The sequence below is a fragment of the Candidatus Zixiibacteriota bacterium genome, from assembly GCA_040752595.1.
Classification (GTDB): Bacteria; Zixibacteria; MSB-5A5; order WJJR01; family WJJR01; genus JACQFV01.
Genome location: JBFMGX010000041.1, coordinates 1 through 21,514 on the forward strand (window position 1 = coordinate 1; position 21,514 = coordinate 21,514).

9 protein-coding genes are annotated in these 21,514 nt (G+C 62.1%); 6 read left to right on the forward strand and 3 right to left on the reverse strand.

Going from position 1 to position 21,514, the window contains the following annotated elements:
* Positions 1 to 192: 192 nt before the first annotated feature.
* The 6 genes from AB1792_09940 to AB1792_09965 are packed head-to-tail and all read left to right on the forward strand — an operon-like array spanning position 193 to position 15,573.
* Positions 193 to 9,228, forward strand: a complete 9,036-nt coding sequence (locus AB1792_09940; GenBank protein ID MEW5702536.1) for an Ig-like domain-containing protein — start codon at positions 193 to 195, stop codon at positions 9,226 to 9,228.
* A complete protein-coding gene (locus AB1792_09945; GenBank protein ID MEW5702537.1) occupies positions 9,225 to 11,240 on the forward strand; it encodes a hypothetical protein in 2,016 nt (671 codons plus the stop codon). The genes AB1792_09940 and AB1792_09945 overlap by 4 nt, the downstream gene beginning before the upstream one ends.
* On the forward strand, positions 11,227 to 12,837 hold the full coding sequence (locus tag AB1792_09950; protein MEW5702538.1) for a SpoIIE family protein phosphatase: 1,611 nt from the start codon (positions 11,227 to 11,229) through the stop codon (positions 12,835 to 12,837). The genes AB1792_09945 and AB1792_09950 overlap by 14 nt, the downstream gene beginning before the upstream one ends.
* On the forward strand, positions 12,816 to 13,577 hold the full coding sequence (locus AB1792_09955; GenBank protein MEW5702539.1) for an ATP-binding protein: 762 nt from the start codon (positions 12,816 to 12,818) through the stop codon (positions 13,575 to 13,577). The genes AB1792_09950 and AB1792_09955 overlap by 22 nt, the downstream gene beginning before the upstream one ends.
* Entirely contained in the window at positions 13,574 to 13,924 is a 351-nt protein-coding gene (locus AB1792_09960; protein ID MEW5702540.1) for an STAS domain-containing protein, read from the forward strand. The genes AB1792_09955 and AB1792_09960 overlap by 4 nt, the downstream gene beginning before the upstream one ends.
* Positions 13,921 to 15,573: an ATP-binding protein gene (locus AB1792_09965; protein MEW5702541.1), complete on the forward strand. Its 1,653-nt coding sequence runs from the start codon at positions 13,921 to 13,923 to the stop codon at positions 15,571 to 15,573. The genes AB1792_09960 and AB1792_09965 overlap by 4 nt, the downstream gene beginning before the upstream one ends.
* Positions 15,574 to 15,735: 162 nt before the next feature.
* Here AB1792_09965 and AB1792_09970 read toward each other — a convergent pair whose 3' ends face one another.
* From AB1792_09970 to AB1792_09980, 3 genes are all read right to left on the reverse strand, one after another.
* Positions 15,736 to 16,626, reverse strand: a complete 891-nt coding sequence (locus tag AB1792_09970) for a lysylphosphatidylglycerol synthase domain-containing protein (protein ID MEW5702542.1) — start codon at positions 16,624 to 16,626, stop codon at positions 15,736 to 15,738.
* 258 nt (positions 16,627 to 16,884) lie between these two features.
* Entirely contained in the window at positions 16,885 to 20,217 is a 3,333-nt protein-coding gene (locus AB1792_09975) for a right-handed parallel beta-helix repeat-containing protein (protein ID MEW5702543.1), read from the reverse strand.
* A 149-nt stretch (positions 20,218 to 20,366) separates the two neighbouring features.
* Positions 20,367 to 20,915, reverse strand: coding sequence for a hypothetical protein (locus AB1792_09980; GenBank protein MEW5702544.1), 549 nt, complete (start codon positions 20,913 to 20,915; stop codon positions 20,367 to 20,369).
* Between the last annotated feature and the right edge of the window lie 599 nt (positions 20,916 to 21,514).

Here is a 21,514-nt window from a genome sequence, read left to right on the forward strand (position 1 = left end):
TTCGCCGGCACAAACTCCTCCAGCGACGGCAACAGCATCATCTCATAGCCCAGTTTCTCACGCTTCGTCTGCATGAACCCAACAACAACATCCGCCCCCAGACGGCAAGGGTTTTTCAACAGGCCCACTGGTCTGTACACCGGAAACGGGACAAACCAGTCCATTGCCGGGGTCGGCTTTGCGCCTGATGCCGTGCTGATCAAAGGGGACGGCACCGATCCCGCCGTCATTCGCACGGCGACGATGACCGGTGATGCGACCAAGGAACTCGGGACCGCCAATGCGTTCATCGCACAGGCCATCACGTCGCTCGACGCGGCTGGTTTCACCGTCGGTTCTGATCCCACGACGAACGCGAGCGGCACCGCGTACTACTGGATCGCTTTCAAGTCTTCACCCGGCGAGATGGCGATCGGCTCCTACATCGGCGATCAACAGGACGACCGAAGCATCACGGGGATTGGATTCCACCCGGCGTACGTGATCGTATTTGCGGAGGCCGACGAACAGGTGATGCAACGCTTCGCGGACGAACCTCCCGACGAGAGCCTCGAGCTCCAAGGTTCCCAAAAGGGTAACAGAATCCAGGATTTCCAACCGGATGGATTCCAGATCGGTGACGACAATACCGTCAACAAGCAGGTTGTCGTCTACCACTACATCGCCTGGAACTCTGTCTACGGCGCCGCCGGCGGCGCCAGCTACATCGGGAACGAAACACAGAATCGCAACGTGGGCGGTGTGGGATTCCAACCCGACGCCGTGATCATCAAGAACGCGAACGGCGAGAGTGGCGTCTTTCGGCTGGCATCCTTCACAAGCGACAGCAGTCTGTTCCTCGATGCTCAGGCCGGTCTTGAGAGAGGCATCGAGTCCTTCAGGCCGGATGGTTTCCAAGTCGGCACGCACAAGGCAGTCAACGAGAAAGACGAGACGATCTACTGGGTCGCCTTCAAAGACAGGCCGGGGGCCGATCTGGAACTGACGACGTCGCTCAGCGTGCCCCTTACATACGTAGGCGACACGATTGCCTGCACGGTCTTGGTGACGAACCACGGACCCGAGCCAGCGACGGGCGTGAGAGTGACCGATCTTCTGCCGGGTGGTCTGGAGTATCTCTCCCATTCTGTCAGCTCCGGCGGCTACGTATCAGCAAGCGGTAACTGGACACTGGGAAACCTGGCGCAGTCCGGCACGGCGTCGCTGGCAATCACCTGCCGGGTACTGGACGATACCGTCGGGTCAACAATCACGAACTGCGCCAACATCACCGCGCTGAACCAGTCCGATCCCGACACCGCCAACAACCATGCCTGCGCCTCGACGACGATTGCAGGCCGTCCCCCGGTCATCGCGCCGATCGACCCGAAGACCATCGCCGTCGGCCAGACCCTGGTGTTCGACGTTGTGGCCATCGATCCCGATTCCACAATTCCCGCATTGGCAGCGGAGGGAGTGCCGCCCAACGCAAGTTTCCAAAGCAACGGCGACGGGACCGGGACGTTTCAGTTCACTCCGGATCTTCTCCAACTGGGAACCCACTCGGTGCTCTTCGTCGCCTCGGATGGCGCATTGGCTGACAGCCAGGTCGCAACGATCGATGTCGTGTTGTTGAACCTGCCCCCCGTTCTCAGTCCGATCGGCGCACAAAGCGTCGACGAAGGGCAGCATCTCCAGTTTAACGTTAGCGCCACGGATCTCAATGGCGACGTTCCTACGTTGTCGTGCCTGGGGCTCCCTACGAATGCCGCCTTCACAGATAGTGGGAATGGCTCCGGCCGGTTCACGTTTGATCCGGATTACACTCAAGCTGGGTTGTACGGTGTCAGTGTGATCGCCTCCGACGGGTCGTTGGCGGATACCGAATTGGTATCGATCACTGTCGTCAATGTGAATCGTCCGCCGTCGCTTGCCGCCATCGGAGCCAAATCGGTCTCCGAGGGTCAGAATCTCAACTTCATCGTCGCCGCGTCTGACCCGGACGGGACGTACCCGGAACTCCGAGCCGGGAACCCGCCCGCCAACGCGCAATTCACCGACGCCGGGAACGGCACCGGCACGTTCCTGTTCAATCCGGACTACACACAGGCAGGCGTCTACACGGTTCGATTCGTCGCCTCGGATGGATTCTTGGCCGACACGGAGATGGTCGCGATCACGGTCGTAGACGTCAATCGTCCCCCTGTCCTCGCTTCCATCGGGGCCAAGTCGGTGGCCAAGAACGAAAACTTGACGATCGCGGTCACGGCCACCGACTCCGACAGCACGAAGCCGACCCTCTCAGCCGCTCCCCTGCCGCTGCATGCGACGTTCCTGGATCAAGGAAACGGAAGTGGGACGTTCCAATTCGAGCCCGACGAATCGCAAGTCGGGGTGTACTTCGTCACGTTCGTTGCCACCGATGGCGCGCTGGCAGACAGCGAGACCGTAAAGATCACCGTGACCGATATCAACCTCTCCCCGGTGATCGATCCGATCCAGGACACATCCGTCCTGGAAGGGCAGACGCTCACGCTCACGGTGACAGCGACCGATCCTGAAGGAACCCTGCCGATCTGGTCACTGGTCGGTGCGCCGCCTCAAGCCACATTCGAAACGCTCGCTGACGGCCGGGGCCGGTTCGTGTTCTCGCCGTCATTCATTCAGGCCGGTATCTACGTGGTCGTATTCATCGCCTCGGACGGCTCGCTCGCCGATTCCGCGTCGGTTGTCGTCACAGTCATCGAAGCCGGAAACCAGCGTCCCGCCGTCGACGTGACCGGTCCACGGGTCGTTCTGCTGGGAGAGAGTCTGGAGCTCAGCATCTTCGGCACGGACCCTGACAGCACGGTGCCGTCTCTTGGCATCATCGCCCTCCCGGCGAATGCGACGTTCACCGACCACCATAATGGGCAGGGGATCTTTGCCTTCACTCCGAGTTCCGCCCAGTTGGGCGAGCACCAGCTTCTGTTCACGGCGTCGGACGGCGCATCGGCAGACACCGAGATTGTGTCCGTGAGCGTGGTTGCCGACCTGCCGGCCCAGATCGTCGTTTCTCCCGATTCAGTCGTCGTCTCGGCCGATTCGACGCTGCAATTCACAGTCGCTGCCTACGACATCAACGGCAATCCGGCGGACCCCGGGAGTGTCTCTTGGTCACTGACGGCGCCGCTCGGAACGATCAGCGCGACAGGTCTGTTCGATGCCGTGGTCGCCGGGCAGGCGCAGGTCATCGCCACTTCCAGTCTCGGCTTCGCCGACACGACTCAGTGGCTGCAGGTCGTGCCCGGCCGCACCGTCGCCTTGAGAGTCCTCCCCGATTCGCTCGACGTGTGGGTGGGCGACACCGCACGCTATGCCGCCGAGGGAAGCGACCGCAACGGCAACGTCACCACGATCGGCCCCCTGCATTGGGGAGTCCTCGGCGCTGTCGGCTCCATCGATGGCAGTGGGCTCTTCGTCGCGACAACGCCGGGGTCCGGACGGATCTGGGCTCGCAGCGAGACCGGAGACTTGGCCGACACGAGTCGAATCCTGCTGGTCCTCGCCAACGCTTTGGATCGACTCGTCGTCCAGCCGGACACCGCATCGTTGAAGATCAGCGATGCGCGCGTCTTCACGGCGACCGGGTTCAACCGCAAGTGGGAACCTGTCGACGTGGGCGAACTGACCTGGTCGGTGGCGGGAGACATCGGCCACATCGACGCCGATGGGCGCTTTGTGGCGACAAAGCCGGGAATCGGCTACATCGTGGCGACCAGCAGCATCAACGGAGTCATGGACACGTCGAACATGATCGTGGTCGACGTGTTGACCGTCAGCGCGATTCGGCTCGGCAACGAATACGTGTCGGCCGGACAGTCGCTGGTGCCGATACTGGCCTTCACAATCGAAAACCGCTTCGACACGCCACGCGGTCTCACCGGGATCACAGTCCGCAACGCCAGCCGTGGAAAGGGCTCGGCCAGCCAGGTCAGAGGAAACATCAGCGCGATATCGCTCTACGAGGATACAGATCGCGATGAGCTTCTGACCCCGGACGATGAGATCATCGGAACCACGCCGTTTTCGGCCGATGCCGTCAGCTTCGCCCTGTCATCCGTTCCTGTGGCCCCAGGTTCCGACCTGTCGCTCTTCGCCGCCATTTCAGTGGCGTCCGCACCGCGCGACAGCGATTCACTCGACCTGTTCCTCAGTCCGCAGACCGACATCAGAACGGTCGATGGCAGCACGGTTGCGGGATCGGCGACGATCAACTCCATCGGCTACGGCATCGTCGACGGCCTCGTGGCCCGACAAGTTCACCTCATTGCTCCTTCCAGCGATATCATCGCACCACAGTCCTACGCGTCTGTGGTGCTCACGATCGATCTGCCGCGAAACGGATACATGATCGACACGCTGGAAATCCTGACACTGTCCAACCTCGGTACGGCGACGCCGCAGGACATCGACTCGGTGATCCTGTACGCCGAGGAGAGGGTCGGGCCTCTCGAGTTCACCGGCGGACTGTGGAGCATCAGCGGGCTGCATGTGCCGCTCATCGGGCCGACGCGCCGTTTCCAAGTCGCTGTCGAACTCTCACCTGCGGCCCGACAAGGTGCGACAATTTCTCTCGGCATCCCCCTTCATGGGATCGAAGTGGCTTCCGGTAATGACGGCCCCATCGATGCGGCCGTGCCGCCGGCCGCCACCGTGACAATCGTCGCCCAGCATGCCGTGGCCGTCGCCGACATTCCTCTCCCCACGCGGGCGCTGATCCCCGGCACCACCAGCGGGTCGATCCTGAGCATCTCGCTCGTCAACCACACGGGATCCACGGCGACACTGGACAGTCTCCGGCTGACCCTCTATGCCGCGGACCCCGGTACGGCGCCACAGTCGCTGTTGGACAGCCAGATCGATGCCGTCTGGCTTTGGCTCGACCGGGATGGCGATTCGTCGTCGCTGGGCCCCGTCGATTCGGTGATTGCGTCAGGCACGGTGCAAGACGGATCCACGTTGCTCACGACTCCCGCGCTGTCGATTCCGGGAGACGGCAGCAGGGTCACACTGGCCCTCGCGGTCGATGTCAGTCGCTGGAGCAGCAAGAACGGCAACACCATCAACTGTGGCATCGCGGATGCCGACGAACTCTACTTCCATCAGTCGCTCTCCGTCAACGGCATCTTCCCGCTCAAGAATAGCGGCGATTTCACGGTCGATGCCTTCCCGGCCGCCAATGTGATCGTCGATACATTGACGGATGTTACCTTGCTGGAAGGCCAGCAGGATCGCGTCCTGTTCCGGTTTCGTCTGCCGCGCAATGGGTATCGCGAAGACGTGCTGCGCGGTCTTCGGGTCGCCTGTGAAGGCGCCATCGAGGCACGGACCGTCTTCACCGATGTCCGGTTGTGGCAGGATAAAGGGACAGCCGGCAAGGATGGATCGGATGTCTCGCTGGGCGCGCTGGCCTATCAGAGTGGTGCCTGGAGCATCACGAGTCTGTCATGCCCGTTGCAGGATACGACGACGCCATTCCTGATCACCGCGGATGTCTCGGCATCGGTCACTGGCGGCGGGACGGTGCAGTTTCTCATCCAGGTCGACGGCGTGACCTACGGATCGGGGACCGACGGGCCGGATGACGATGCGGTTCGAAGCCCCTCGACGCTTCTCATGCTCCCGGCCAATCGCATGACGGCGATCTCCATTCCTTCGACCTCGATGCCGATCACTCCGGGGTCGGCGCGCAACATCCTCTTCAGTTTCGCCCTCTACAACGGTTATGCGGGGACGTCCCAGATGCTGCGCGGGATTACATTGACCAACATCTCGCGGTCGCGCTCAGGGCTCGCGTTTGCGGATCAAGAACTGGGACAGGTGTCTCTCTTCACGGACGGGAATGCCGATCGTGTCTTCAATGAAGTCACGCCCATCGGAACCGGATACTTCGCGTCGGGGCAGATGCGGCTGTCAGGGACAGAACAGGTACTCGCGCCGCAATCCCTGAACTACTTCTTCGTCGTCGCCGATGTCCCGCTGAATCTGATCGATTCGGACAGTCTGGCGCTGTCGATCAACGGCACGGCGGATTTCGAGTTCCGCGAGGCAGTCAGCGTCAACGGCGATATCCCTGTCCACGGCGGCAGTTACCGTGTGGTCGATGGCTCGGTGGCGGCGCAGTACGAACTCATTGACCTGATCCCGGTGACGATGCGGCCCGGCGACTCGTCCGTCTCACTGCTCGGGTTCCGTCCGGCCGCCAATGGCGATCGTACGGACACTCTGACGTCGCTGGTCATCAGCAACCTGGGCACGGCCGGGCCGGGCGACATCAGTGACCTTCGCCTCTACCTCGATCGGGACGTCAGCCATAGTATGACGCCGGCAGATTCGCTTCTGGGCCGATTCTCCCCTGTTGGCAACGACTGGCGCGTCGATCTGTCTGGACTGGATGTGGGCCCGTCACCACCCGTCCTTATTGTCGTCGCCGACGTTCCCGACACCGCGACCCAAGGTCGCACGCTCCGTCTGACCATTCCCGTCAACGGCTGCACCTATGCGTCGGCCAATGACGGCCCGAACGATCTGGCGCTTGCCGGCGTGAGAACGGGAACGATCACAGGAGGCGCCCTCAGCGTCTCACCGTCGATGGCGCGGACGACATACTCGGTCGGTCAGGGAGTGTGTCTGAACATCGATATCAGCAACACCCTCTCATCGGTGCTCTACGATGTCACTCCGCAAGTGGTCGGCATTCTGGACAGTTCTGCGGTGTCGCTGGACAGCAGCGACGTTGCTCCCCGCGCCTTGGCCGCCGGGGAGACGACGCGATTTCATCTTTACTACACGGCGCGCCACCCGGGACATCCCGCTTGGCGCCTCCGGGCCGCGGCACGCGATCTGACCGATTCCTCCGCCATCGTTGAGACAAACCCGGTCACGGTCAAGACCGTGCCATCGTCAGTGGGGATCCGGTTTGTTAATACCATGCCGACCGCCGCGATTCGAGGACAGGAACACGTTTATCCCTTGAGCATTCTGATTTCTGATAGTGATACGTCGGCACTCGTATCGTCACTGCGACTCGACAGCATCCGGATCCACGTGGAAGACGCGACCGGCCACCCCATGGCCGCATCGGACATCGCAACCCGTCTGGTCTTATCCTCGGGGTATACGGACATCGCCGTTATAGACCAAGTGCCGCAGGAATCGTCGGTGCTTCTCGCGTTTGCTGCACCGGTGATCGTCGCTCCGGGGGAATCACGGCTCGTGACTCTTCTGGTAGATATCAGCGATAGTGCAAGAGCCCAGTCGTTCTCATTGGAGCTGCAGAACGAGCAGTCTCTTGTTCCCGCCGATGAGAACACGCTTCTGCCGGTATCCTACCGCCCGGAGCCGGGATTTCCCTGGAAGACGGCCGGCTGTCGGATCTATCAACCCGCGACAACCGCGGCCGTGTCGGGGTTCGGGTTGCAGAAGGAAATCGCGGACTACGGACAGAGCGACGTGCCGGTTCTCAGGGTCACGGCACGGCATCCGGACCTGGTCGGCAGCTCGCAGATTCAGTTGAGCCGCGTCAAGTGTGTGTTTGTCGATTCCGCCGGGGCGATGATCGCGCCCGGTGACGTGGCCGATCGCGTCTCCGTGGTCTCACGGAGAACAGTCGTCGGAGAACTGACGTCCATTCCGTCCATTCTCGATGCGGCCGAGGTCGCGTTGCAGGCGCCGATCACGTTCAGCGCCGGACAGACCGACTCGATCGACGTCTGGATATCGGTTCGTCCGGACGCCAGTCGTAGTGAATTCGAAGTCCTGATCGCCGACAGCGCTGCCCTCACGTTCCGTGACCTCAGCTCGGGATCGTTGCTCACCGCCATACCGGACCCCCTGGTCATCCGACAGGAATCGATGTTCCCGATCCGGTCCGGAGTCCTGGCGTTGAAACACCGCGCGGAGCCGCCGGTGATCTGCGTGTCGTCGAGATTGCCCTCGGCGGTGACCGGCGGCGCGGATTCCGTCCCGCTGGCGAACCTGACGCTCGTCCATCCGAGTCCAGTGGATCATGCGCCGGTTCTCCTGCGCAACGCGCGGGTCTTGGCGCTCGACTCGACGTGGCGCGTGCTCGATCCGTACCGCCTCTTCGATCGCATCGGCTATCGGATCGGCGAAGGCGCGATCGTCTACCTGCCTCAGTTCACGCTGTCGCAGGGTGCCATCCGGATCGGCATCGGTGATCCGGGACTGTCGCTCTCCCCCGGGGACAGCACGACAATCGAGCTCATCGCCGACATAAACGCCGATGTTCCCTATGACCACTTCCTTGTCAGCCTCAGTGGCGACAATGGCATCGACGTGGTCGATGCAGCCGACACGGCCTCATACCTCCGTCCGACCACAGGTGAAGGCTGCCCCGGCTCACTGCCGTTTGTCAGTCCACTGACGCGAATCTTCTTCCCGGCCGGATCGCCACGGTTGTACGTGGACGAAACCCGTGGACAGGTCACAGCCCCTGGCCAGGCCGGTGTATCGCTCCTGCGCGGCCGATTGCAGTACTCGCCGCCGGCGTTGCAGGGGAACCTCGAACTGACGTCGTTGCGGGGACGCCTCTACCGACGTCTGCCGGAAAGTCTGACCGCCGTTGACGCGGGCGTAATTCTCGATTCGGCCGTGCTTACGGTGGGGCAAGACAGATCCGCCGCCGTGGAGCTCTCGAGCGGAGAACTCAGTTTCGGATTCGAACCGGGAGTCGTGATCCGGCACGGGGACAACCTCGATGTGAGCATCATCGCAACAGTGCGCGCTTCAGTACCGTTGGGCAACTACCTGTTCCAAGTGCAGGATTCCTTATGGATTGGGCTTGCCGACGAGCAACTGGGCACCCCGATCGCACCAATACTCGGAACCGGGGGATATCCGTGCGTTCTGGGTGAGTTGTCCGTGACCTCTCCCGGGTTGAAGGAGTCGTTCACGAACTTCCCGAACCCGTTCAATCCCGCCCATGGAGAGATCACCACGATCGGCTATGTCCTGAAGGAACGAGCGGACGTCGATCTGACGATCTTCACGATCACCGGGGAAGAAGTCAGGACCATTCTTCAGCGGGCGTCACGCGACGCGGGATCACATCAGACAGAAGTCTGGGATGGATTGAATGGATCCGGGCAGATGGTACTCCCAGGTGCGTACTACTGTCGCATTACGGTGAAGTACACGTCGGGTGAGAGCGCGCATTTCAAACGAAAGGTGGCGGTCGTACGATGAACCGTCGATGGCTGCCGGCCATTCTACTTCTGGCCTACGCCGCCGGTGCGTCGGCGTCGGAGGAGGGGGGAACACAACCTCCCGTGAGCTTCGGGGTCGGGGCGCGGGATCTGGCCATGGGCGGGGCCGCTGTGGGTGTCGGTGACTTCACGGCCGCGCCATACTGGAACGCTTCACGGCTGGCCATGGCGGAGCGCCTCGCGATCGGCTTCTCCCTCAGTCAACTGTACGAAACCGGGGTCGCCTACCAGTACCTGGGCGTGGCCGTTCCGACGCTCGACTTCGGCACGTTTGGTTTCGGCGTGTTCTCCCTCGGTGTCGACGGAATCGAGACCCGTGATGCCGGCAACCTCCTGCTCGGGGAGACGTCGGATGACTATCTCGATCTCTATCTGGCTTATGGGCGGATCATTTCCGGAAACAACGTGGGCCTGGCCGTGACCCTCCAGCATCATACCATCGGCGATTACAACGCGACCACCTCACCGGGCGTGAACCTGTCGCTCAGCCGTCGCGTCCCAATCCGTATCCCCGGTGTGAGCGCCGTGACGATCACGTCGTCGGGGACGAATCTGATTCAACCCCGATCGGGCCTGACGTCCGGCCCGCTCCAGTTCCCGCGCCAATTCGACGGCGGGATGACCATTGGGTTGGGCCAAGGGCACCGGGGCACGGACGTAGCCACCGTTTCCGCGGCGTTGAGAAAGAGCGACCGTCGTGACTGGTCGGTGGCGGCCGGATCGGAGCTCAGATGGCGTGAATCGGTGGCGGCCAGGGCCGGTTACCGCGATGGACACTTCTCCTTGGGCGCGGGGTTCGCATACAAGAGCGCCTGGCTGGACTATGCGCTCGTGGATCGGGACATGGGTTTGGTCCACATGTTCACGCTGTCCGTCTCCCTCGGATCATCGACCAGCGACAAGCGGGCACGGCGGGCCGAGCGGCGCGAAGCGGAGTTCTCCTCTCTCTTTCAACAGAGACTACAGTCCAAGAATGGTCTGACCGTGGACCGCCTGCTGGCACAGGCCGACTCCTTGCGCGGTGACGGAGAGCTGGCGGACGCGATCTATCACTATGAACGCGCGCTATTCATTACGAAGAGCAGCGGACTTGACACCACCAGGGCTGTCGGCCTGCTGGCGGACGCGCGAGCGCAGTATGAGGCAGCGGTCAGGGCCGAGACGTTCTCCCGCTATCGCGACTCGGCGCAGGCCAAGTCTCAGGCAGGCGATTGGCTGGCCGCGAAGTACTTCGCGAGTCTGGCGGTGCAGGAATACCCAACGTCACCGGAGGCACAGCAACTCCTGGAGCAGACGACGGCCGCCATCGCCGATCTGGCCTCGCGGGAGGAATTGCTGAACCGACAGCTCAGAGTCGTGGACTCGCTGTTGAGCTACGGTCGACTCAATGAGGCCAATGTGGCCGCCAGCTCCTTGAAGGAGTACGCGCCCAATGACGATCATGTACTCCTCGCCTGGAAGAGGGTCCGTTTCGAGACCTGGCGGCAGAAGGCCACGACGGCGTTCACGGACGGGGACATCGCATCCACCCGCCGGGCGCTGGACTCGGCCGTCGCGTTATTTCCTCAGCATCAGTGGTGCCAGGAATTGCGAAGTCGGCTGGATGCGGAGCGGCGCCTGGCCACCTCCCCACTACCCAAGGCCGAGGTCGCACCGTCTCGAGACGCATCCCGGGAAGAGCAGAAGAAGGCGGATGATCTCTGCGAGACGGCGCAGGAGGCGTTCCGCGAGGGACGGCTGCGCGACGCCGTGACGAACTGGGAAGAGGTTGAGCGGATTGTCCCCGACTACAAGTCGGTACGCGCCTACCTGGTGCAGGCGTACCGGCTCGTCGGCATCGAGCTCTACGGTCAGAACCAACTCAATCAAGCCATCGCCGTCTGGCGGAAGGCGGAAGCCCTGAATCCGGACGATCGCGAGATCAAGGCCTACATCGAACGTACAGAATCAGAGATCCTTCGTGTGAAAGAGCTGTCCTATGACCAGCATTGACACGCGCTCCCTACCCGCGGACTGGCCCGATGCCTCTCGCTACCGGCGGAGCATCCGTTGGGAGTTCTCTCTCTACGTATCCGCCGTCATCGTCATTCTGATGCTGGTCACAGGGTATGTCGTAACGCGCAAGTACGTGACGACGGTGACCCGCGGGGTGACAGAGAAATTGCTCGTGCAGGCGCGCTCCTATTCCACCACCGCCGGCAAGCTGATTCTCTCCGCCAACGGTCCCGACTTGTTGATGCTCAGTAACGTCTGCAAGAAGCTCGCCGCGGACAACAAGGATGTGTATTGGGTCGGAATCGCCGGCGCGGACGATCACTTCCTGGCCCACACCGACATCAAACAGTTGACCCAGAACGCCTCGCTGCGGGCCGGGCATGACCGCGCTTTCGCGGAGGTGCTGCGCGACAACGAAACACTCGAGCGCGCCGCCGACACGCTGAGCGTCACCATCCCGATCGTCGAGCAGGGAATCCGCATCGGCCGCCTGGCCTTGGCGGCGTCATCGCGCCAAATCCAGGCGGCCCGGCGTGCCTCCATCGTCACGGTCGCCTCGATCACGCTGGCGATGCTCATGCTCGGCATCCCGGTGACGCTGCTGGTCGTGCATCGCAAGCTGCGGGCGGTCGGGCTGATCACAGACGCGCTACGGCGTGTGGATTTGAACAACATCCGCTTTGACGTCATGATTCCGACACGCAACGAATTCGGCTACTTGGCTGAGACTGTGCGTGTCATGGGTGGGAAGTTGAACCGGGCGCAACAGGACCTGAAGGAGAAGGAGAGACTCGATCGGGAGCTGGAGATTGCCCATGAAATCCAGGAGAGCATCCTGCCGCACTGCGTGCCCGAATCGGATCGCTTCCAGATGGCCGTGAGCTACCGGAGCGCGAAAGTCGTCGGTGGTGACTACTACGACTTCCTGGAATTGGATGACACCCACCTCGGCTTGGTCGTTGCCGACGTGTCAGGCAAGTCGCTTCCCGGCATGCTGGTCATGCTGATGACGCGCGACATCATCCGGAGTCTCGCCCGTCCGGGAATGCCACCCGCCGCTCTTCTGTCTGCCGTGAATCGCAAGCTGCACCCTGATCTCAAGAAGGGGATGTTTGTGACGATGTTCTTAGGGGTGCTCGACACCGAATCCGGGGATTTCGAATTCGCCTCGGCGGGCCACAATCCTCTGATTGTGCTCCCCGTGGACGGCGACACAGTCGAGCTCGTCAAGACCAGGGGCTTTCCGTTGGGCATGCTGCCTCCGGATCAGTTCGATGCCCGGATCGAGAGTCGGCGCATCGCACTGTCCCAGGACATGTGGCTGGTCCAATACACGGATGGCCTGAATGAAGGGCAGGACGGGGACAAGAACGAGTTTGGCATCGACCGACTCCTGGAGACCATCGGTTCCTGCCGGGGCCTGACCGCCGACGGCCTGGTCGACCACACGCTGAAGATCCACGGAGATTTCGTGAAGTCGGCGCCGCAGTACGATGACATCACGCTCGTGGCTGTGAAGTGGATTGGCGGTCGCCCATCGACCCCGCCGGCCGATCCAGAACGGGAGTTGGCATGCCAGTCAGTTCCGAAGTGAGCGAGAGACTCGTCGCACCGGCCGACCTGACCGCTGACGCGATGGCGGCCTTTGATCACCGGCTGTTCAAGGTGCTGGCGGAGCATCCTGACGTCGTGATCCTGGAATGCGCGGGGCTTGACCGCGTGACATCCGACCACATCAGTTTGCTGTGGCGGGCACGTCGAAGCTGTGAGCTGGCGGGGATTCCCATGCGACTGGAATCACCCCGCCCGGGGCTCGTCCGCGTGCTGCAGGTCCTTGATCTCGGCGACTTCTTCGACAGCGATACCGGCGAGCAAACGGCACTGGCGTCCACAGGACCGGCCGCAGCGCCATGCGATCACTCCTTCAGCCACGTGTTCACGGCGAGCATTCTCGGTTTCAACAGTGCCGTGGCGCATTTCAACGTCTTCCTGCAGCAGTTGTCTGTTCCCGAAACACTGATGTCTGAGCTCCAGACTCTGTTCTATGAGGCGGGGTTCAACATCGTCAGACACGCCGGCCTGGATCGCGGCAGCCGCATCACCGTCTCGTGCGAGGCCACCTACGATCGCCTGCGGCTGCGCTTTGTCGACTTTGGGCGTCCATTCAACCCGACCGAATACCCGACGGTCCCCGACGTTGTGTCGGCCGCCAGTCAGCGGCGGACCGGAGGGCTGGGTATTCTCATGCTGCGCCGTCTATCCGACCATCTCTCGTACACCCGAACGGGTGATGGCCGCAACGTGCTCGAAATTGAGAAGAGGATCAGCCGATGAGCGAATCACCATTGAACCAACGCGTCCTGCGTGACGACACCCTCTTGGTATCCGTGGGGAACGCATTGGACAACACGAACGCGCCGGAGCTGCTTTCGGTCATCACGGAAGCACAGACGAAGGGCTTTCGGTTCGTCATCCTGAATCTGGACGGCCTGCAATTCTTGTCGTCGGCCGGCGTTGGTGCCATCATCGGCACGGTGGAGGTGGCACGGGAAATGCAGGGAGACATCATCCTCTGCCATCTGTCACCCGGAATACGGCATGTGTTGGACGTGCTTGATCTGTCGGACTACCTGACGATCGCCGCCGATCTCCAGGCGGCGGAGATCCTGCGGGACAGTTGAGCCAGGGGCACGAGGTGCGGACCGTATCGTCGTCATCCACTGCCGTCTATCCCGAGTGGCGGGAGATCGAGAAGCGCCTCTTCGCGCTGGAATCGCTGTCGCGGCTGACGGAGGAATTCGCTTCCCGACCGGACTTCGAACGGTTGACGCAGTTCCTGCTTCTGACCATCGCCGGGCAGTTCTCGATCGGCAGCGCCTGCCTCGTCTTGCGGGAGACGTCCGACGCCGGAACAGAGCATCTGTACTACGGTACCGGGCGATTGCGAGAGTGCAGGGCCTTGGCCGAGGCCGGCCGGACAGCCATGTGCGAGGGGTGGCTGGACGGGATTCCGTACGTCGTGTCGGTCGACGATTCGCCATGCCAAGACGGATTCGAGGCGCTCACGGAGGTGCTGCGAGACCATGGCGTCCGTTTGATCGCTCCGCTTCATTGTAACGGCAGGCTATTGGGCTTCATCGGACTGGCCGGGAAGGTGAATGGAACTGCGCTCAGTGAGCCGGAACAGTCCCTTTTGGGCGTGCTCATCACGACAACGGCGCCGTTGATCGCCAACTCACTTCTGTTCCTCGAGGTGACGCACCTGAGTGCCTCCCATCTGGCGATATTGAATACCGTTCCCCAGGGGGTGTTCGTCTTCGAGCAGGGCGAGCGGTTGTCGAGGATCAACGCCGCGGGTGTGGAGATCCTCAACGAGTTGACTGCCGAGTCTCGACGTCACGACGAACTGCTGGGATTGTCCATCGACGAAGTCTTTTCGGAATCGACTTTTCCTGCCTGGGGTCCAGCGCTAAAGAGCCCGCTCGCCCACGAGGAGGGATCTCCGATCCAGCGGTTGGTGGCGGGCAACGGCCCCGTTGAGCGAACGTTCAACTTGCGACGCAGCGCCATATCGCACGGCTTGGCCATGAAGCCGGAACTGGTCGTTACGTTGGAGGATGTGACAACGGCCCGGGACCAGGAGAATCGCCTCTTTGAACTGGAAAAGCACGCCGAGAAGGGCGTGATGATCTCCACGATCGCCCATGAGCTGAACAACTATCTTGGCCTGATCACCGGAGGACTGGAGCTCGCGCAGCTATCCCTCCGGGAATCCGATCCGGTCCGGACCACCCGGTTCGTGGAGCAACTCGTCGGCAATGTCGCGAACATGCAGCGGTTCGCTGCCGGGCTGATGGATTCTGTCACGCTGGCCCCCCAGAAACGCAAAGTCAGTCTGAATACGATCATCGCCGATCTCGTGGCCTTCACGGCGATCCAGAGTCGTTTTCGCGGCCTGCGGATCGACACATCCCTCGGTCAGAATCTGCCCGCAGTTGATCTCGATCCCGACCTCATCACGCAAGTTCTGATGAACCTTCTGAATAACGCCGCGGATGCGATCGCGGAAACGCGGAGGGGCTCCGGGACAATCCGAGTCACCACGATGCGTGCTGATGACGGCATTGAGCTGCGCGTGGCGGATGATGGCGCAGGCATGACACCGGAAGTGGCACAGAATCTGTTCCGGTCCCGCCTGACCACGAAGGCCAAAGGCCACGGTCATGGACTGATGACCTGTGCGAATATCATCCAGAGTCATGGCGGGACCGTGACCGTCGAAAGCCAGCCCGAAGTCGGCTCCACGTTCATCATTCGATTGACCTGTTGACGCACCGCTCTTCTGCCCCCTTGGTTGGCAGGGCGTCGCCCCCACTGACCAGTCCCGGCTCGACCGTCCACGAACTTGGTGCGATGGGGCATTTCCATTCCCAGGGGCTCTCACGATATGCGCGGGCGGACGAGCTCCCCGCCGGGCTGTAGTCTTTGCACCTCAGGATGTTCTCCGGGACTTTCCGAATCCGCCCGCGACGGGAATCAGGCCCGTCAACTCGACGATTGTCATCCAGAAGCGGGACATGACGGCCACTGCCACCGACAACCCCGGGGGGAGGTATGGTGCCAGAACAACAGCCAGGATGCCCTCGCGCACGCCGAGGCCTCCGGGAGCAAAGAGAGCCAAAAACCCGATCAAGTATGCGGCCCCATAGGCGGCGACCACCGGCCAGAAGGGTCCGGGAGGAAGTCCCAGCCCCAGCGTCATGCACCAGAACGAGGTTCCATAGAGAACCCACGCCAGGATATATGCCCAGAAGAGGACGAACGCGGCGGCGAAGGAGAGCTGGAATGTGATCGGCGGGCGACGGAAGAGCCGCAGCCCAAAGTTGAGGAGCTTCGAGAAGAACGGTGGGTAGAGGATGACGACACTCACGGCCAGTCCAATGACGACTGCTGCCACAGGGAGATGACCCCAAACGCCGGCGCCGAGGACCACACTCACGAATACCGCCCCGGGGACGATCGTGAACGCCTGGTGCAGCGCTGTGGCGGCCAATGCCCCGGGCGTCGGCACGCCTTCGTGCTTCAGCAAATACACCATCCCCATGACGGACCAGAGTTTCCCGGGGATGTACTTGCCCAGGTTGGCCAATACGGAGATTCGATACGCGGACCCGAGACGGATGGCACGACCGGATACTCTGCCAATCATGTAACGCCAGAGGGCAACGAGCAAGACGATGTCGAGCCAGGCCAACACCGCCGACAGCAGCAGCCATCCCACTCCGAGACGCCATTGGTAGGACCGCACGACGTCCCACTGCGTGTACAACGCGCGGGCGACGAAGAAGCAGACGGTCAGCGTGAGCAGGGCGCCGACAAGCAACCTGACCGGGCCGGCCCTTCTGACGGGGCTCGCATTCGGAGCCTCGCTGTCGAAGGGGGATGTCGAGGAGACCATTGGTCGCGGGCTCTGCGTCAACGTCAACCACCGGGATGGGACGACCCTCCGGTGCTGTGCATCATATCGACGCAGCGAACAAGCGTCAAGGCGGATCCCAGTGATGAGGATCTATGGACGAGGGCGGCATCCTGCCGGATGATCGAAGATCGGTCGTGCCGCTGTCTTCAACCAGGCGGCGAACTAGCGGCTGACCGCGCATCCAAGGCCGAAGGCGCCGATGTCGCTGCCTCCCTGACCCGCACCCAGGCAGGGGGAACCAGGGGTGAGACGGTAGTCGCCGCTGGTAGGGTCACAATACAGAGGATCGTCGAAGACCAGGTCGCCTCCCGGTGTCAGTTGATAGTAGTCGCCGGGCGTGTTGTTCCAGAGGGCGTTGAAGTTGCTCGTGACGCTGGAGTTGACCCCCGGTTCCGCGCCGACAGCGCCGCCGACCGGATAGAGACTCTGTGTATTTGAGAAGACGTTGTTCGTGATCTCACCAGTCATCCCGGCGCCGCACCAGATGGCGTTGCCGGCTCCTGAGGACAGGCCGGCGATGCATCGATCGAATGTGTTGTTGACAATCGCCATGCCTGCACGGCCGGTGGCGACTCCACCGCCGTGATCGGCCGTATCGTTGACAAACAGATTGGAGGATATCGTCACCGAGCCCCCGCTCGGATAGCACACGATGCCGCCGCCGGAGGCGGCACTGTAGTTGTTGCGAAACACGTTGCCCGTGATCTGGTGCGGGCCCTCACCAGAGCAGTACACTCCCCCTCCCGAGAATGAGGCGCGATTGGAATCGATGACGTTGCCGATCAGATCGGCAGCGGCCCCGTCCATGCAGACCCCGGCGCCGCTGGCGGCCCGGTTACGGTAGATGAAGTTATCGAGAATCAGCGCCAGTGATCCACCTGTCAACAGAATCCCGGCCGAGGTGTTGTCGCGGATGTGGTTCTTGCGGATGGTCGGCGACGCGGCGGCGCAACTGATCGCGGCGGCGTTCTGCGCGTTCTCGATCACAAAGCCCACGACCTGGCAGGCGCGGGTCACGCCCCCGGACAAGGTCAGTGGCGTGATCCCCGGACCAGTGGGGCGGAGAACAACCGAGTGGCCGATGGTGTCGCCGATCAGGCCGACGTCCTTTCCATTGACGACGACGTTTTCTTGATAGATTCCGGGCGCGACCACAATGGCATCACCGGGGGCCGCGGCCTGCACCGCCAGGCCGATCTGGGCATAGTCCTCCGGAACATGGATCGTATGCCCGTAATGCTGTTGGTCGCACGTTTGCGACGGACCTGGTCCCCCACGAAAGACATGACCGATGAGGAGGGACACATCGCTGATGTTCGCGATACAGTCGCCGGTGAGATCACTGAGGTAGGGATCTTCCGGCAACGGCGCGCCGCGAAACACGATGTTGATGAGTGAGACGACGTCGACGACCGTCAGAGAACCATCCCCATCGAGGTCCCCCGGGGAGGGAATAAGGAACGACCAGATGGCGGAGGAATCGCTGAGGCCAGCCCGGTCGGTGGCCTTGACCTTCCACCAATACCGTTGACCGAAAGACAGCACCGGCACCAGAAACGCCGAATAGGTCAGTCCGCGATACTGCGTCTTGAACAGGAATGTGCTGTCGGAAGCGATGGTGAGCGTGTAGGTGACGACATCGCCAGGATCGGGGTCGAAGGCGTCTTCCCAGTCCAGTTGAGGGTTCAGGTCGGGGACCGCGACGCCCCCGGAAGGCGTTCCGAACGCCGGCGGATGGGGAGGGTCATTGTAGCGGTTCAGCCAGAATGACCGGCTCGGACTCCAGGGGCCATATCCGTACCCATCGGACGCGCGGGCGCGCCAGAAGTAGTCGCCGTTTTCCTCGATCAAAGTCGGTGTCACTGTCCAAGTGGCATACGTCCCCGAGACCGAAGCGACGAGTGACGTCAGCGCCGCATCGGTATAGACTTCGAAAGCGTATGTCAATGGATCGCCGTCTGGATCGACGGCCGGATCGACAATGAGAACAGGAGCGGTGGTCACAACACCGGCATCTGAAGGGGAACTGAGCGACGGTGCCGAGGGCGGTGAGTTTGTGCGAAAGGAGCGCACGGCCCAATCGCTCCAGATCGTCCCGTTGCTCACGCGGATGCGGATGTAGTAAACCTGGCCGATGCCGAGGGGTGAACCGGCATAGGTCGTCGTGTCCAGCGACCCGGCGAAGATGCCCGGCAGCCACATCTCGGCCACGGTCCAGTCCGGATCGGTGCCCACTTCGATTTCCACCGCCGCCTGCGGCTGGCCTCCGGGATCGTAATAGTGCCAGCGGATCAGGGGGTGCTCCTCCGTCACATGTTGAAGCCCATGCTGGCCGACGCTGATCGCCGTGACCCACAGTTCGCCGGACGCGGAACAGCCGACACCATAGGCGCCGATATCAACTCCCGCTTCACCCGCCGCGGCGCAGGGTGATCCCGGCCCCAGATGGTAGTCGCCGATGATGGTGTCGCAGTACAACGGATCCGCCTCGATGGAATTGGGTCCGGGCGCGAGCCGGTAATAGTCGGCGGGGGAGTTCTGCCAGAACGCGTTGTAACTGATTTCCACATAGCCATCGACGCCGACATCCGCGCCGATCGCGCCGCCGAGAGGGTAGCCGGTCGAGGTGTTCGAGAAGATGTTGTTCTTGATTTCACCCAAGTAGCCGCCAGTTCCACCCCACCAGATGGCATTGCCGCCACCGTATGAGATCCCACAGCGACAATGATCGAATGTGTTGTTCACGACCGTTGTTCCGTAGCGTCCTGTGGCGAGGCCGCCACCGTGGTCGGCAGTGTCGTAGGCAAAGAGATTGCCGGATACATAAACCGAACCGCCACCCGTGAACATGACAAGGCCGCCCCCCGAAGCGCCGCTGTAGTTGCCACGGAAGACATTGCCGACGACCTGGTGGGCTGCCTCGCCCTCGCAGAATATGCCGCCTCCGGAGCCTCCGGCCCGATTCGAATCGATCACATTGTTGATCACGTCCGCCGCGCCGGCGGACATTGAAATGCCGCCTCCGGTTCCCGCCGTGTTGTTGTGAATGTAGTTCTCTTCCACGAGACCCAAGCCGCCGTAGGAGAAGCTGATCCCGCCACTCGCGTTGTTGCGAATCTCGTTCTTGCGGATGGTTGGCGAGGCGCCGATGCAGTCGATCCCCCGGACGTTCTGTGCGCCTTCAATCACGAACCCGACCAATTGGCAGGAGCGCGTGACGGAGCCGCCAAACGTCACGGGAGACATGCCGAAGCCGGCCGGGTGCAGGCTGACCGAGAAGGCAACGGTGTCGCCGATCAGCACCAAGTCGTGCTGGTTGATGACCACGTTCTCGGTGTACACTCCGGGCGAAACGAGAACAGTGTCATTCGTGGCGGTCGCATTGATCGCCGCCTGGATGGTCGGTTGGTCGGCGGGCACACGAATCGTCGCCGCCGAGGCCGGTACAACAGCGACGGCCGCAACCAGGACCAGAACCGCAGGGTGACGACTCATGGTGGCCCTCCCCGGGTAAGCGTTCTTCAAATCACAAGATATGTCACGAGGCGCTGGTGTCAACTCCGAAAAGGACGGTGTCCCGGCATGGACTGACCGCTGGCGGCGACGCAGTGCCTCACGGCAGGCAAGAACCGTGCAGCAAGATGTCAGGTCGTGTCCAGCCCGTCCTTCATCTCTCGGACGAGCGCTGCCAGAGACGCAAAGAAACGGTCCCGGACCTGTTGGACATGGAGCGCCTCTTGGTGTCCGAGGATCGCCACGTCCCTGTCTCTAAACCTGTCCGGCTCCACCTGCACGGCATAGGAGTTTCGATGACGCTTCCATAACCACTCCGACGAACCAAACTGGATGCTTTCGGTGTCGGCCGCGCAGATCCGCTCCAAGAGCAGGCGGAGATTCCGGCCCGCCTTGCTGTTCTCAAGACACAGTGCCAGATAGGCCATCCTGTACTCGATCGGGCCGGGATCGTAGTCGGGAAGGACCTGCAGGTTACGGGGTGCGCGCTGGGCGGCGTGAACGAAGTGCCCATAGCAACTCTGGATCGTGTAGCAATAGGGCAGTCTCGCGAAGCCAATGATCAGCCCGCGGAGAGGCACGTCGATGTCATCCAGATCGAGAGCCGCCAGGACCAGTGCCCGGTGACGCTTGTATCGTGGATCATCAACGAATTCCCTGGCTGCTGCAAAGGTCTCCATCTGACGCGGACCATCGTGGCAGCCCGACGCGCAGCGTCAATCTTCGCCGTCGGAGGACCGGACCATGCTCGGAGTGCACGCCACGACACACTCTGTCCGTGGACAGCCGCCGCACGCGGCACCAGCGCGCGCCGCTGCTACGGCAGGCCCCACGGATACCGATCCCGGGTCACACAATGCGTACCCGAAGGCGAGGCCAAGAGATCCATGCGGAACTCAAGTGGCTCCGCCCCCTGCCACAGATACGATTCCCGCACAGAAATCGTGTACACCCCGGGCCGCAGGCCGGTAATCTCGAGGTCGATGTCGTACAGACAGAGGCAGTCACATGGATGCGACAGCCACTCGCTCTCTGTGATGGCAATACCACCATCTTCAAAGTCGAAAGAGGCCGTGTGTATCGGTTCAGCTAAAATCGGACATGTAAGGGCTCTTTGCTAAGACGTGGTTTGGTAGATTGGTCTTGGCGAAAGAGCGGTAAATGAGCGGCAAACGGGGAGCCAGCCCGGAGTCCGTGGTGAAGGAGATTCGGCGTCAGACACGGCGGAAGTTCACCGCCGAGGAGAAGATCCGGATCGTGCTGGAGGGGTTGAAGGGCG

Bases quoted from the DNA above. Each gene is read 5' to 3' on its own strand.
- AB1792_09945 (MEW5702537.1), top strand. From the start codon at position 9,225: ATGAACCGTCGATGGCTGCCGGCCATTCTACTTCTGGCCTACGCCGCC.
- AB1792_09950 (MEW5702538.1), top strand. From the start codon at position 11,227: ATGACCAGCATTGACACGCGCTCCCTACCCGCGGACTGGCCCGATGCC.
- AB1792_09955 (MEW5702539.1), top strand. From the start codon at position 12,816: ATGCCAGTCAGTTCCGAAGTGAGCGAGAGACTCGTCGCACCGGCCGAC.
- AB1792_09960 (MEW5702540.1), top strand. From the start codon at position 13,574: ATGAGCGAATCACCATTGAACCAACGCGTCCTGCGTGACGACACCCTC.
- AB1792_09975 (MEW5702543.1), bottom strand. From the start codon at position 20,217: ATGAGTCGTCACCCTGCGGTTCTGGTCCTGGTTGCGGCCGTCGCTGTT.
- AB1792_09980 (MEW5702544.1), bottom strand. From the start codon at position 20,915: ATGGAGACCTTTGCAGCAGCCAGGGAATTCGTTGATGATCCACGATAC.